The organism is Paenibacillus amylolyticus (assembly GCF_003719335.1).
GTDB classification, from domain to species: Bacteria; Bacillota; Bacilli; order Paenibacillales; family Paenibacillaceae; genus Paenibacillus; species Paenibacillus amylolyticus_D.
Genome location: NZ_RIAS01000008.1, coordinates 1 through 15,158 on the forward strand (window position 1 = coordinate 1; position 15,158 = coordinate 15,158).

The 15,158-nt window shown below is 43.7% G+C and carries 10 protein-coding genes; all 10 read right to left on the reverse strand.

What is annotated here, in order from left to right; translation table 11 throughout:
• On the reverse strand, window positions 1–3,724 hold a 3,724-nt coding region (locus EC604_RS15180; protein WP_275670040.1), incomplete at its 3' end, for a calcium-binding protein.
• Window positions 3,725–3,746: 22 nt separating this feature from the next.
• A complete protein-coding gene (locus EC604_RS15185; RefSeq protein ID WP_123064977.1) occupies window positions 3,747–4,484 on the reverse strand; it encodes a hypothetical protein in 738 nt (245 codons plus the stop codon).
• A gap of 27 nt (window positions 4,485–4,511) precedes the next feature.
• On the reverse strand, window positions 4,512–7,367 hold the full coding sequence (locus EC604_RS15190) for a hypothetical protein (protein ID WP_123064978.1): 2,856 nt from the start codon (window positions 7,365–7,367) through the stop codon (window positions 4,512–4,514).
• An 18-nt stretch (window positions 7,368–7,385) separates the two neighbouring features.
• Window positions 7,386–8,723 carry an HlyD family type I secretion periplasmic adaptor subunit gene (locus EC604_RS15195; RefSeq protein ID WP_123064979.1) on the reverse strand — a complete coding sequence of 446 codons (1,338 nt, stop codon included), beginning with the start codon at window positions 8,721–8,723 and terminating at the stop codon, window positions 7,386–7,388.
• Window positions 8,724–8,725: 2 nt separating this feature from the next.
• On the reverse strand, window positions 8,726–10,897 hold the full coding sequence (locus EC604_RS15200) for a type I secretion system permease/ATPase (protein ID WP_123064980.1): 2,172 nt from the start codon (window positions 10,895–10,897) through the stop codon (window positions 8,726–8,728).
• Window positions 10,898–11,211: 314 nt separating this feature from the next.
• A complete protein-coding gene (locus EC604_RS15205; protein ID WP_123064981.1) occupies window positions 11,212–11,781 on the reverse strand; it encodes a manganese catalase family protein in 570 nt (189 codons plus the stop codon).
• A gap of 22 nt (window positions 11,782–11,803) precedes the next feature.
• Complete coding sequence (locus EC604_RS15210; RefSeq protein ID WP_123064982.1) at window positions 11,804–12,079, reverse strand: spore coat protein CotJB; 276 nt, start codon at window positions 12,077–12,079, stop codon at window positions 11,804–11,806.
• A complete protein-coding gene (locus EC604_RS15215) occupies window positions 12,051–12,341 on the reverse strand; it encodes a spore coat associated protein CotJA (protein WP_090920510.1) in 291 nt (96 codons plus the stop codon). Before EC604_RS15215 ends, EC604_RS15210 begins: the two co-directional genes overlap by 29 nt.
• Before the next feature lie 270 nt (window positions 12,342–12,611).
• A complete protein-coding gene (locus EC604_RS15220; RefSeq protein ID WP_123064983.1) occupies window positions 12,612–13,958 on the reverse strand; it encodes a hemolysin family protein in 1,347 nt (448 codons plus the stop codon).
• 46 nt (window positions 13,959–14,004) lie between these two features.
• Window positions 14,005–15,141 (reverse strand): radical SAM/CxCxxxxC motif protein YfkAB, encoded by a 1,137-nt coding sequence (gene yfkAB / locus EC604_RS15225; protein ID WP_123064984.1) that lies wholly within the window; start codon window positions 15,139–15,141, stop codon window positions 14,005–14,007.
• Window positions 15,142–15,158: the final 17 nt, after the last annotated feature.

Here is a 15,158-nt window from a genome sequence, read left to right on the forward strand (position 1 = left end):
CCCGGATCTTTTCTCCCGTCTCTTTGATGCGAATCATCAGATCCATGTTGTCTTGCATCACATCCACTTCCTCTGGACCAACGAGCATTTGAATGGTGTCTATATTGTTTGTTTTACCATCCCAGTCATAGACCGTATCTTGTCCATACCCCTTCCCGAAGACATATGTGTCATTTCCGTTAGAACTCGAGCCTGAGCCCCCGCTAAGTCGATCCCCGTACAGTTTGTCATCCCCACTGCCGCCGTCCAGCACATCGTCTCCGCTTCCCGCATACAGCGTGTCATTTCCAATCCCCCCCTGCAAAACATCATTACCATTCGTTCCTATTAACGTAACCCCCGCGGTACCCACTACAGGAGCAGTAGCATGATTCAAGACAAAGTTATAATCCCATAGCGTCCCATCTGAGAAGCTTATGGCTTCAACAACATTACTAATACTTCCAAAATAATTAACAATTTTCAACTTATCGTCGGTTCCCTTAACTACCAGTTCTAAATCACTTCCGTTGCGTACGATAGTCACTTCATTGGGCAATAACCCAGCATTAAATAGCACTCGATCATAATTTCCTGCAGTAGAGTCGCTGTCTATAATCGTGTCACTACCATATCCTTTCCCAAATATATAGGTGTCGTTGCCAACTCCGCCATCAAGGTAATCATTGCCTGTACCACCATCCAAGGTATCATTCCCCGATTGCCCGGCCAAATGATCATTTCCCGCTTCACCCATCAGGATATCGTAACCTGCTCCCCCGAAAGCAGTATCATCACCATCACCTGCTCTATACCTATCCCCAAACTCCGTACCATAGAAGGTATCCAGTTGATCTGTTCCGCTTATTTCCGTGAGCGCATGACTTAATATGTATTCAACATCCCAAATACTTCCGTTGGCAAAAACAATGCTTTCCACTCTCTGATTCTCACTCTTAAAAAAATTACGGACATTGATCTTGTTGGCACTGTCACCGATAGAAACCAGCAGGTCATATTGATCTCTGCTCAGCTTCACATGATCCGGTAAGATGCCTTCACCAAGCTGGATACTATCTGAATTTCCTGCTGTAGCATCATCTTCATAAATTTGGACAGTCCCACTATCTTTTCCAAACACATAGGTATCATTACCTGCACCACCGAATAAGGCATCGTTGCCTTTATTCCCATTGAGAATATCGTTGCCATTGCCACCTAAGATCGCGTCATCTCCTGCAGTGCCTGTCAGTAGTTCCCCCTCGGAAGTTCCACTAATACTGTTCTTCAAATTCGACTCTACGATCCATGCCCATTCAATATTTTGACTTGAAAAAAAGTTTCCTAACTTATTCAATCCAATTGAGTCTGTTTGATATAGTTGTTTGGCAGTACGGAAAAACTCACCCAATTGTATCTTAGCCATACTGCTTCCGCCTGCTAAATTGGATTGTAGTTTATTCTGAACTCCGGTTAAATCCACGACAAACTTGTCTGTACTCCATACAATAGATACTTCATTATAAAGAAAAGCCAAATGTGTCTGTGCCATTAGCTCGGCATATATATTTTCCTTAATGTCATTATAGAATTCTTGAATCATATCGGCAGTATCAGAAGGCGGAATATATCCCGGTTGACTAACACCGTAATATTTCTCGATTACAACCAACTTCTGTGCGTCAACAATACCTCCACGGCTGTCAGGCTCTACCTGATCTGCGCCTGTCCATTTATACACCATTCGATCAATCAGGTCATTACGAACCGCTAAGTCTGTTTCCGTCTGGAATTGCTGTACCCACTGCTTAAGTTGTCCACTGGCATCCCTCATTATCGCTTGATGGAAACTGAATAAAAGTCCACTTCCGGCTACATCCGGCAATAACTGAATAGCCTCCGGTTCTTCCATCCATTCATCAGCCACCGTATCGTAAGGTGCAGTTTTCAAGCTATACTCGATCATGGGGTGAAATTTCCCATCATTAGTTCCGTAAGTAGCTTGTCCAGTTTCACTATTACCTGTAGATCCATCCGGCCATTTCAGATTTCCGTGATCCTTTAATATAAACTCCGTAATACCAAGATCTCTAATCGTCATTAATTCATCCGCATCCGTTATTCCATCTGAATTCGAATCCTGCCAGACTTGCAATTGCTGGAACCCAGCATCTAACTGGTTAATAATTCGATCTCCGTTATCATCCAAATCCAGCAAAGCCTCAAAACCGCTTTCCGCCAAAGTCCCATCTCTTAGCGTCGTATATTGACCAAACAACTCAGATCCGTTATTTATCTTTCCGTCCTTGTTAATATCCCGCACCAACATACCATCTTTAGAATTCACCCATCCTGTTTTCTCAGCGAATCCATCCGCATTATAATCAAAGTAAACAGCGCTATCATTAATGCCAATTGTATTGTTGCTGCTGTTGTTGTCAAAATCCAATATTACAGGATCAATATAAGCCTTATTAGGATCTACTAATCTGTCTAAGTCATTACTGACACCCAATTTTGGAACATAGTTTTTAATGATATTTGTAATGACTTCCTTCATATTTATAGTTTTTATAATCTGGTTTGTATTTATATCTGCAAAAGATACTTTCTCAACACTTCCAACAGAGTCCTTAGAACTGTAACTATATTGTAATAAAATACTATCCGTTGATCCTTTGAAGACCATTTTAACTAATCTATTCGTCGAGGATCTTCTTATGCTAGATGGAAAGATAATTTTTGTATTCTCATATGAGTGACCGTAAATAATTAGTTCATCCTGCTTGCTATTACTATCGCGTGTTTCTCTGATTATATCTTGACCATGACCTTTGAAAAATTTATAGGTGTCTGATCCGGCTTGTCCATATATCGTATCATTTCCTTTACCGCCTACAATTACATCAGCAGAATCACGTCCATATAATACGTCTGAACTTTCTGTACCTATAATACTTTCCTTATCAAAGTATCCCTTGTTATTCATATAATATTCAAACGAACTGAACGCATTATGTCTGGCAGCGGCTCCGGTTGCATCACTAGTTTTATAACTGAAAGGCAATTCTACCTGTTTCCCTAGATGAGTACCTATTTTGACATATGTATTTAGAACTTCACCTTCAAGGATATAGTTCGTTACCGGATATTGGTCTAATGCGATAGAATTTTTTGGACGGTAGTCCGAAGGTGGCAGATTACTGCCAGGATAGTATTTATCGTGTGTTCGGGCTGCATTGAAGATAACTGCTTTGCCAACTTGTTCTCGATTCACGTTAATATACGGACTGATTTTACTCTCTACACATTCGTATAGCAGTTGTTGAGCCAGTTTCCCTCCCAATGAATGGCCTGTAAAACTATATTTAACATTTTTGAACTCGTTATATGACACTAAATTCTTAGTGTTCTTGAATAATTTGACTGCACCCATTAAAAATTGTTGTGAATACCAGTCTAATGTAACGTTCTCGTTATACCAATCCAAATTAAAAGGAATTTGCCCTTCCGATCCTCTAAAAGCAAAAACAACCTCACCAGTCGTCTGACCATTCACCACACGTGCAAACGACGCTCCATAAAATCCGTTCCGTGAATTTTGATCCTCTACAGATAACACTCTCCATTTGCTTTCCGAAAAGGAGTATTTTTGTGGAAGAGGAATTTCAAGTAGATTTGGACCTGTAGTTTGTTTTTTGTAGATCTCCTGACTTAGTCGCAAAAATTCATAATCGGTTATCATGTAATAATACGCCCCTTTAACATTATTTATCCCTCAAACATGAATTGCCTACTTCAAAATCATTAATGTCATTCAGATGTTCTTGATTGAGGATTTCACATTTCCCAATGAATTCGTTTGTGTTTTTTTCATAATATTCTGAAAATCCCAGCTCAGCCAACAAAGGCAGGTCCGGGGAATCTACCGTAGGGTATAACAATATGCTTAGATTACCTATTCCTTGAACCTTCATTTTTTTTATGATAGAAAAGATTTGTTCCCTGCTCATTTTATGGGTGTACATAAAGGAGATTTTTATAGAAACCTCTTCTGGTTTGATCAAGAAATTGTTATCCCAATAATCAAGCCCCATGTTGTCATTAAAGGACAGAGACGGCGATTGATAGTCCACTTCATACTTAACTTCATTGTTGTCTACGAAGGGGGTAATTAAAGATTTGGCCCACACATTAAGCCGATAATCCGTTTGCGGATCTCTGCCTGGACTTTTGGCGAAACTAAAAGTTAGATCTTCCTCGACCGATACCCCACGTCCCTCATAATATCCACTCAAATTCGTTTCCTTCAGAGTTAAGATCCGGAATGGCCTATCGTATCTCTCTTCCATGAATTTACGTGTCTCATTCTTTATTTCCCCCGAACTGGGAGAGCCGATAGCAGAGAATAGTTTGATCAAAAAGAGGGGATTTACAACAACAAGATAGATCAAGGGTACGAGAATTAATGCTATAATCCAAAATGGTATTTTCCGAAATTTCATCACAAGTTCCTTTCCATCGCTTTTAAATTAATACTGCTTCACAAAGTTCACCTCTACCGCCTGCTCCCCAATCAGTTTCTTTTCCCCCTTGAAACTAAGGTACACCTTCACTTGCAGAGAGGGCGTGGTGAGGCTTGTTGAGATACCATCTATCTTGAATTTTCTGGTAACCAAAGTAAAGTTGCTTGTATCTTCCGCCGTATTTAATCCAAACTCCTTCTGTGTGATGAGCTCACCGGCGTTCTCCAGTTGAATGATGATCTTGTGGTTCGCATCAAACGAATCAAAAGACACTTGCTTCGTTAATCCGGCTGTAAACTCCAGGGTTCCGTTGTAACCTGAGACCAGCTTGGTCTGTGGATAGGAGATATCCAGACTGTAAGGACCAGCATTCATCTGAGCAAGTCCGGTGCCCGCAGTCCCTTTATCCTCCATCAATGTAAACAAAGCAGGTTTGACAAAGGCATCTGCATTGCCGCCGGTATCTGCGATCATTTTGTCATGGATGGCCAGGCCAAACAGCAGCTTCAAATCCGCCAATTCCGTTCCTTTTGGCACTCTTCCGGCTAAGGAATGAATAGCCACATTGCCATACTTCACACTTTGTTCAGCATTCGTTTCATATTCAAGTGGATAATACATTCCATCTTTACTCTGAAAGTAACCATACATGGGATTAAGCACTTGCGTCCGTTTATTCTTATTCCGCTGGATCATCTGTACTTCCACCAGGTCTTCAGTCGTTCCGGGATACACCAGAACTTTGTACATTTGCGTTTCTGATTCACGGCCAGCTATATTTAGCGAATAGGTATCACCAGATTCATGTTGTGGCGCTGTATCCAGGGCATCAATCCGAAATTGGCCGATGCTCCGGCTTGCTCCCTTTTCATCTACCTGGAGAAGCATATTCACCTCACCTGTAGGCATTGAATACGGGATTTTCCCGATCACCTGCAAGGAGATTGGTGTATCTAATGTGGCACTGATTACTTTGTCCAACACAACCGGCCGGGCCTCCACGGAAATACGATCCACTGCATAAGCTGCTTTGAACTCCGGTAAAGCGCCACTTTGATAGGAACTACTGTACAATTCAAATTCACTCACAACCGCATCTTCCCCATCAACGGGTAAACGGTATGTAGAAACTCTTTTGATTTTGAAGTCTCCCTTTTCCGTTGAGAAATATACCCAATCTCCCGACACCATCTGAGTATTCTGTAAATCAGGCAGACTAAACGCTGCTACTGGCCGGTACAATTTATCATTTCCCTGCTGAAAGGGTTCTTCCAAGATCAGTTTAAAATCCTGTAATCCCACATTCTCGGGAAGTTGTAATTGAAAGGTCAGGCTCTCTCGATCTTGCGGTCTTAGTACATTTTCCGCTTGAGCATCTGTTAGAGACCCTTCGTAGCTATACTTCTGACCTACAGAACCTCGAACCTTAAATTCGGGTAACCGTATCTTTTGTTCACCATCATTTACAATAGTGAGCGTGCCTTCTACTATTCTATATTTCCCATCCAAGCGTCCCATCACATTGCTCACAATAAGGGAATAAGGTGACCCATCTTTTAGCGCGGTTTGGGTAAGCGTGTCTGGTTTGGCTTGCTCTACCTCCGCCGATTTGTTCAGTGGTATCTTCAACAGAGGTTTATACACCGGCTCCTCACCACCGCTTAATGCTTTTGCAACGATCAGATTCATGTTGTAGTTTCTTAAAGATTTGGGAATATCCGCAGAAAGAGACATCTTCAGTTGCTCAAGTGCATCCAGTGTTTTCTCCGCTGTAGTATCGCTTTGAGCCAATAAATAGGTGATCTTGTTTGCTTCAACAAAATAAGCGAGGCTCGGGTTAACGACAGCATGTTTATTATTATTTTTAAGTGTAATCGTTGTTCCTACATCCATCTGCGGCAAATCACTGGCCGATATGTATAGCGGGTCCACCTGAAACAAGAACTGGTCTTTCCCAGGTCTAATATAATGTGCTTTTGCTTTATCTACAGGGAGTTTGGTCCAGTCACGGGCTTCTGGAAGCTTAAAACAATGAACTGTAAGATTCACACTGTTTTCATCCGTAGCCAACAGCAGCTTGAATGATTTGGCTTTGGAAGCTTTGGGAACAGCGGCATGTAGATCCATCGTAAGCCGTTGTTTGGAGTTCAGCGTGTTACTGGTATCCCCTTCAGTCTGAAATGGATATAGTTCACCAGAATCCGCCTGCAGCCAATAACTATAGGCAGGAAGTTTTACCGGCTCCGTCCCCCGGTTTTCCACTTGGAATACCAGAGTATACACTCGTTCATTAGATGCTTGATAACTGAAGAATTCCCCTAATGACATCTGAATTTGATTGTTTTGCAGATGTGTGATTTTATTATCTCCAGCAGCTACCGTATTCGAATAATTTCCCGGCATCTTGATCCTGCCAATGGACTTGCTGAATCCAGCATAATTAATGTTCCATTCCTTTACATCAAACTCTACGCTGGCAAGCTGAGTCTGATTGGGAACTGTTGCATAATAAGTGAACTCTCTGCTTGACCGTGGCAAGACTTTCGTTTTCTGCTGTGCATCCTTCACTCGCAGCGCATTTCCTGGATCACCTGCGTTCGTCTTTACCGTGATGCCATACCTTAATAGGTCCAACGGAGCCTGACCTCCGTTAAATAGGCGAACCTTGAACGACAGCACGTTATCTTTTCCCCACTGCACTAAATATGGCTCAATGATTTCGATATAACTGTTCTTGCTCACAAACACCTTTCCCACCGTCTTTGTTGCTACATTTTTGCCTTGGGCGAAGAGTTGTCCAGGAGCAGAAATAAATAGAATACATAGACCTATAGTCATGCAAATTGCAATTACTTTCTTCATCTTTCTTCCCCTTTATGTTTATCTTAGCGTGAAACTCTCTTCGGCAGCCTTTTTGAGCGGTGACAGGAAGAAGTCAATAATCCGTCTTTGCCCTGTTTTTGCCTCAACGGACACCGACATACCCGGGGTTAATTTAATCCGACTGCCACTGGATGTCTCCGTGGACAACACCTTCAACTTAGCCTTAAAGACCGGTCCGAGCTTCTCATCTTCAAAGGCATCCGGGCTTACGTAGATAATTTCGCCTTGCAGGTAACCGTATTTCTGAAAAGGAAAGGTATCCACCTTCACGTTGGCAGCCTGTCCCTTCTTAATAAAACCAATATCCTGATTAGCAATGGTAGCCTCTACAATGAGGGGCGTATCATCCGGCACGATAGAAATGACATCCTCAGCCGAAGTCACCACTCCCCCTATAGTAAAAGAGGACAACCCATGCACTGTTCCATCTACTGGTGAAGTTAATTGCTGCAGTTCAAACCGTTTCTCTGCTTTGGTTAATTCGGATTCCAGAGTGTAAAGAGTCTTCTCATTCTCAACAAGTTCGTCCAATACTGTTCTGCTACGTTGTTTCTTAATTGAGATGACATTTTCTTCGGCTTCAGCCAGTGCATCTTCCGCCTTTGCGATCCTTTTTTCCTGTGCATCTATAGCCAGTAACGATTTATTCAAATCATTATCCGCCTGAAGCAGATCCGCACTGTCTGTGAAGTTTTCATCCCCACCGTTTTGTGATTTCATTAGGGCGAGCGCATAGTCTTTGTTGGACAATTCCAATGCTGCACGTTCCATATTAAGCTCCTGTCGGGTCTGGGAGACGACGAGTTCGGCGGCTTTGATTCTACTCTTGAACTCCTCATCCCGAGCCTCGCGCAGTTGCATTTGTACTTGCAGAACATTTTCTGTATCAATGGCAGAACCGGCAGGTGGAACTTCTCCCGTTGCCAGCCCCTCAAAAGCGTTGCCCTCAAGTTCAGCTTCAAGCATCGCTTTTTGCAGTTTGGCTACGTACAACTGCTTGGCCATCTCTTGAATGTCTGCCTCAGAGGTCGTCGAATCGAGTTCAATCAGCAGTTGCCCCTTTTGTACATGCTCCCCTTCGGTTACCAGCACTTCCTTGATGGTTCCCCCTTCGAGCGGCTGTAGGACCTTGGTTCGACCATCTGGAATGACTTTCCCACGAGCCACTGCGACTTCATCAACCTTACCCAGATAAGACCAGGCCACCACAATGACAAAAAGAATAATGATTGTCCAAATCAGCCAGCGTCCGAGCGGTGCTGGTGGGGTCTCTTCAATTTCTATGGCTGCCGGTAAAAATTCATATTCCAAACGATCCGATTTTAATCCAAACATGTCTATTCCCTCTCCTGCTGGTTATAGAGATAATGGTATAGCCCTTTGTTTGCCAGCAAGCTTTGATGTGATCCAGCTTCAACTAGATGTCCTTTATCCAGCACGATAATCTTACTGGCTGTTCTGAGTGTAGATAGCCGGTGGGCAATGATGATTACGGTACGACCTGCACAGATTTTTTGCAGATTATTCTGAATGATTCGTTCCGATTCATAATCAAGCGCTGAGGTCGCTTCGTCGAAGATCAGGATGCGAGGATTCGATAGGAGCGCCCGGGCAATCGCTATTCTCTGCCGTTGTCCGCCAGATAATCCCTCACCCCGTTCACCGACCATCGTGTCATACCCTTCTGCCAGCCCAATAATAAAATCATGCGCTCCCGCCAAATGAGCCACCCGAACAATATCCTCAATCCGGGCAGAGGGGTTATTCAATGCGATATTCTCCCGGATCGTTCCACTGAACAGATAGTTCTCCTGCAGCACGACACCAATCTGTCGACGCAACCACGATGGGTCGGCCAAGGAAATGTCCACTCCGTCGATTAGAATTTTACCGGACTCAGGCACGTAGAGCCTCTGAATCAGCTTGGAAACCGTGCTTTTACCGGAACCACTGCGGCCCACGATTCCAACAACCGTTCCTGGCTGGATCGCAAACGAGAGATCCCTTATAATTTCCGGACCATCTACTTTATAGCGGAAGGTGACGGACTCAAAGCCAATCTTCCCTTGAATCCGCGGCAATCTCGTTTTGGATACTGAGACTGCCGGTTCCGGCTTAACCTCGAAAATATCTTTTAGTTTGTTAATGGAAATACCAGTCTGCTGGAAATCCTGCCACATCTGTACCAGCCGTAACACTGGATCGCTGACGCGTGAGGCCAGCATCTGGAAAGCAATCAATTGTCCGACCGATATTGTCCCCGCCAATACCAGATGTGTACCGTAGAACAAAATAACGAGATTTGATATTTTCTGGATAAACTGCGCAAGCGAGCCTGCCGTACCGGATAACAGGAGCACTTTAAACGTAGCTCTTGTATAATTGGAGAGCAGTCCTTCCCACTTCTTCTGAGAAATCGGCTCAAGTGCGAATGATTTGATCGTCTGAATACCGGATACTGCCTCAACCAGATAGGATTGGGACTCTGAGCCGCGTTGAAACCGCTCCTCCAGCCTATTTCGCAATAAAGGAGTAAAGATTAACGATAGCAGGGCGTATAAAGGCAACGTGCCTAACGCAATAAATGTTAAATTAGAACTGAACGCAAACATAACAGCTATGTATACAACGATGAATAACAGATCAAGTACTGCCGTAAAAGGAGACCCTGTTAGGAACTGACGAATATTCTCCAATTCCCTTACGCGAGCAATAGTTGCGCCTGTTCTCCGATTCTCAAAATAGGATAAGGGAAGACGAAACAAATGACTGAACAGCTTTGTGCTCAGGGTAATGTCAACTCGGCTGGTCGTATGGGTAAAAACGTATGTACGGCTGATTCCAAGAATCAACTCAAATATGATAATAATCAACAGACCGATCGCGAGCACATTTAGAGTGGAGAGTCCGTGGTGCACAAGAACCTTGTCAATAATTACTTGTGTAATGAGCGGAGATACCAGGCCAAATAATTGAATAAACAAGGACGCCAGCAACACTTCAGCTAGTATCTTTTTGTGCCTCCACAATGCGGGTAGAAACCACTTGAGACCAAAGGCTTCCGAATGCGCAGTTTTAACTTTAGGAGAAAATAAAATGACCTCGTTGCTCCATATTTCTTCCATTTCTTTAACGGAAATCGAAGACGGTTTGCCTACGAGCGGATCGAAGATAAGAAACTGATCATCGTTTGTTTTGGCGAGAACTAAGTACTCTCCCTCTTTGGTAATCAACACCGAAGGTAGCGGCAGCTTATACAAACGTTTTAGTGGAATCCTTGCCTTTTTGGATTTTAACCCCAGGTCCCTCGATGCTTTGAGCATTTGCAACGTGTTCGTCCCATCATCACCGATAGCAAAAGAGTGTTTAATCTGCTCATAATCCGCTGAGATGTTATGATAGTTGGCCACCAAAATTAAACAGCTCAGCCCTGTATCGGTTTTTCGCTTCCTTTCCTTTTCATTTTGCTGGTGAATATTTTCTTCCTCGTAGACCACTTCAGCCTTCATCGGTTGCCCCTTTATCCTGTACTTAAATCCAAATTTGAATTTTTTGGAATTAATATATGGAATTTAAAATTAAATATAGAACTAACAAATAAAAATAATTATAACAGGTCTAAAAGATAACAAAAAACAATTTTTCCCATTTTAAATTTATCAGATTATTAATTTAAAATATGTACAAATTTTCTTTAAAACTTCTTACTCGAGCTATTTTTAATCTATATAACATACATAAACCCACCGACAGAAAAATGTCGATGGGATAGTTTTAGTGCTAAATTACATGGCTATTTTCACTACTCATTCCCTTTTGTTCGTCAAAATATTTTTTTCGTTTCCCGATCATCCTTCAGAATTTCAACGGCCTCCCGGAACCGCAGAGAGTGCACAATCTCGCGTTCCCGTAAAAATTTCAGGCTGTCCTGCAAATCGACATCGTCGGTCAAATCAATTAACCATTGATATGTAGCCCGGGCCTTCTCTTCGGCTGCGATATCTTCGTACAAATCCGCGATCGGATCACCCTTAGCTTGAATATAGGTGGCCGTGAAGGGTACTCCCGCAGCGTTGTTATAAAAGAGAGCGCGATCATGTGCCGCATAATGAGCATCCAACCCGGCCAGCTCCAGTTGCTCCATCGTAGCATCCTTGGTGAGTTTGTAGATCATCGTTGCAATCATCTCTAAGTGGGAAAATTCCTCAGTCGCAATGTCGTTCAATAGACCGATAATTTTGTCGGGAATGGTATAACGTTGATTCAGATAGCGTAAGGCTGCTGCGAGCTCTCCGTCTGCACCGCCATATTGTTCCATCAACAGCTTCGCCATATGCGGATCACATTTACTCACCCGAACTGGATATTGCAATTTTTTCTCATATACCCACATGCACAGGACGCCTCCTTCGATTTTATACTTGCCAAGGCCAAGGGGTCTGGGACCACTCCCACGGATATTTGGAAAAGGCATGACCAAAATTCGTCAGCGGACCATATAACTGCTGAAACTCATGCGCAACGCGCATCCGTTCCTGGCTGAACTTGTTATACTGTTCGATACTTTGAAAATCTCCCGGATGTGTATCCAAATACAAATTCAGCTCAACCAGGACAAAATCCAGCGCCTGTAGTTCCTCCAGCAGTTCGTAATATTGGGCGTCACAGGCTTTCGGCTGTTCCTTCTCCATCGTTCACCACCGCCCTTTCCTTCGTTTTTTTCGAGGTATACGGACTGTACAGCGCTGGCCACAATGTGCCGAGCCTTAAAGCTTCTGCCGGACTGTATTGCGGCCAGCCCATCGGCTGAAAAGGAATAAATAATTGCGGTGGAACCAGATACGTACGAATACCTAGAGGTTTACACGGATCAAATGGACCCACAAAAGGAACATATGCCCGAACCTGAGGATCTTTCAGAGGATCTTTCAATCGAAACGCCTCCTTTATCATGCAATTACATGCATTCCGGCATTGCTTCACAAGGCATACAGTACATTCCCATCATTTCCTGTCCTTATAACAATATGTCGAGATGATCAAGATAATCACTTTTTACAGAAACTATAAGAAGGATCTTGCCATTGCAGAGCAAGCTTACTTATTCCTACCACGCAAAAAAAACCTTCAAAGGGTGCCAGAACACCACTTCAAAGGTCTTACTTAAAGGTCTTGCTTATCCGCTATTGTTCACATCGATCATCATCTTGAGACAACAGAAGATCACTGCTCATCTTCCGAGATTTCATCTTGTTCTTTTACTTGCTTGTACACTTTGACCCGGTTAATACGTAGACGTGTAGACTCTTCGACTTCGAAGATATAACCGTTCCGCTCACGTGTTTTCCCCTTGGCCGGACTGCCTTCCAGTTCTTTGAATAGCCAGCCGCCAATGGTATCTACCTCTTCATCCTCAATGATCGCTCCGGTCCATTCATGCACTTCCTCGATCAACGAACGTCCATCGATCGAAAAGGCTTCACCGATTCGTTCCATATGTGGCCGCTCATCCTCGAACTCATCATACAGATCCCCAACGATTTCTTCCAAAATCTCTTCAGCCGTCAGCAATCCTGCAGTCCCCCCATATTCGTCGACTACAAGCGTCATCTGGGAGTGCTTTTTCTGCATTAAACGTAACACATGGCTGATCTCCATCGACTCGGGAACGTTCAGAATCGGACGCACCATTGAAGCCAGATCCTGTTGTTGCTCCGGTTCCGCCAGCAACAGGTCCGTGATATGGATAAATCCGATAATCTCGTCCTTATCCTCTACGGCAACCGGGTAACGGGAATGCTTCGTTGCGTTGATGATCTTTAGATTTTCCTCCAGCGACAGATGGGTATACAGACAGTCCATATCTGTACGAGGCAACATAACCTCACGAGCCAGCATGTCTGAGAAATCAAAGATATTATCCATCAGCTTGATCTCATCCTTATCGATGACCCCGCTTTTGGCGCTCTGTTTCATCAGGATGCGAAGCTCATCTTCGGAATGGGCCTCACTTTCACTCGCGGGTTCAATACCAGCCAAACGTAATAAAGCATTCGCTGATGCATTAAGAACCCAGATGAACGGGAAGAAAATTTTATAAAATAATAGTAATGGTGCGGATAAAAGCAACGCCACTCCATCTGTTTTTTGAATCGCCAATGATTTGGGTGCCAGCTCACCAAGTACGATATGCAAGAACGTAATGATACAAAAACCGATAACGACCGATACCGTCGTAATCAGGCCCGTATCGGAAACGCCCAGCTTAAACATTAGCGGTTCCACGAGCAGTTTGGAGATTGCAGGTTCTCCTAACCATCCGAGTCCAAGAGATGTCAGTGTAATTCCGAACTGTGTTGCCGACAGATAGGCATCCAGTTTACCGTTCACCTTCAACGCATAACCAGCCAGACGGTTTCCCTCACTCTGCAATTGTGTCAGGCGTGTCTGTCTTACTTTGACGAGAGAAAACTCCGCTGCGACAAATACGCCATTCAAAAATACGAGCAAAAAGACACAGACCAAATTAAATACCAGCTGTCCAAGATGAAATTCGGTGTGAATGTCCAAGATGTAACTCCCCTTCTCTGTCTATTTCAGGAATGCACCTGGAATATTAACGTAAAATAGCTTTTCTAGATTTGAAGTCCATGCCTTTATAATACATATCAGCCACGAGCAGATTTGGCCCGCAACAGGATGCAGCATCACAATGGCAGTTTACCGTCTGATTGAGCGGATGCTCCGCAGACCATTCGTGGAATACGTCATCCAGCTTTCGGTCATGGATGTTGCCAAATGCAGGGATATCCGCGAAATCAGTCACGTATACGTTGCCGGTAAACATGTTGACGTTAACACGGTTGCGCCCGTCCGGATCATTACGAACCGTTACATTAGGTTCGCTGTACAAGCGATTAATCAGTTCACGATCCTGCTCGGCTGCACTGCATGCGAAGAACGGCAGTGTTCCGAAAAGCATCCACATGTCTTTATCACGGACATCAAGCAACCGATGAATGGCCGCTCTCATGTGATCCAGTGATAACACTGGAAGAGAAGATGCAAAATTAGAGTTGTACATCGGATGCACTTCGTGCCGTACACAGCCCATTTCCCGAATCAACTGGTGAATGCCCTCCAGCTTATCATGCGTTCGATAATTAATCATCGATTCTGCAGAGATAAACATACCGGCCTCACTGAGCTTGCGAGAGTTTTCAATCATCTTTTCATACATTTTCACGGCGACTTCACGTTTTACCTGTCTACCGCTGTTGGCGAATCCCACCTGATGGAAATCATCTGCATTCAAATAATTAAATGAGATGTGCATCACATCCAAGTAGGGGAGTAGCTTTTCATAACGGCTGATATCCAGCGTCAAATTGGAATTAATCTGGGAGCGAATCCCGCGTTCTTTGGCATATTTAAGCAGTGGAATGATCATCTCATCTACTGTCTTTTGGCTAAAGCTGGGTTCACCGCCTGTCAGACTGATCGTCTGCAGATGCTCCACCTCATCCAGTCGTTTCAACATTAATGAGAGTGGTAGCGCAGGTGCCTCTTGCATCGTAAGCATATCCCCTACGGCACAATGTTCACATCGCATATTGCACAGATGTGTCACTGTCATTTCTACACTGGTCAGCACATGCCGGCCATATGTACGCAGAGACCCAATTGGATCCCACGGATCATTCGTTGGGGATAATGGCATCGGTTGTACCGATCCTGAGTTTAGCATGGTCATTGTTCTTCACCTTATTC

Bases quoted from the DNA above. Each gene is read 5' to 3' on its own strand.
- yfkAB (WP_123064984.1), bottom strand. From the start codon at position 15,141: ATGACCATGCTAAACTCAGGATCGGTACAACCGATGCCATTATCCCCA.
- EC604_RS15215 (WP_090920510.1), bottom strand. From the start codon at position 12,341: ATGATAAAGGAGGCGTTTCGATTGAAAGATCCTCTGAAAGATCCTCAG.
- EC604_RS15210 (WP_123064982.1), bottom strand. From the start codon at position 12,079: ATGGAGAAGGAACAGCCGAAAGCCTGTGACGCCCAATATTACGAACTG.
- EC604_RS15185 (WP_123064977.1), bottom strand. From the start codon at position 4,484: ATGAAATTTCGGAAAATACCATTTTGGATTATAGCATTAATTCTCGTA.
- EC604_RS15190 (WP_123064978.1), bottom strand. From the start codon at position 7,367: ATGAAGAAAGTAATTGCAATTTGCATGACTATAGGTCTATGTATTCTA.
- EC604_RS15195 (WP_123064979.1), bottom strand. From the start codon at position 8,723: ATGTTTGGATTAAAATCGGATCGTTTGGAATATGAATTTTTACCGGCA.
- EC604_RS15200 (WP_123064980.1), bottom strand. From the start codon at position 10,897: ATGAAGGCTGAAGTGGTCTACGAGGAAGAAAATATTCACCAGCAAAAT.
- EC604_RS15205 (WP_123064981.1), bottom strand. From the start codon at position 11,781: ATGTGGGTATATGAGAAAAAATTGCAATATCCAGTTCGGGTGAGTAAA.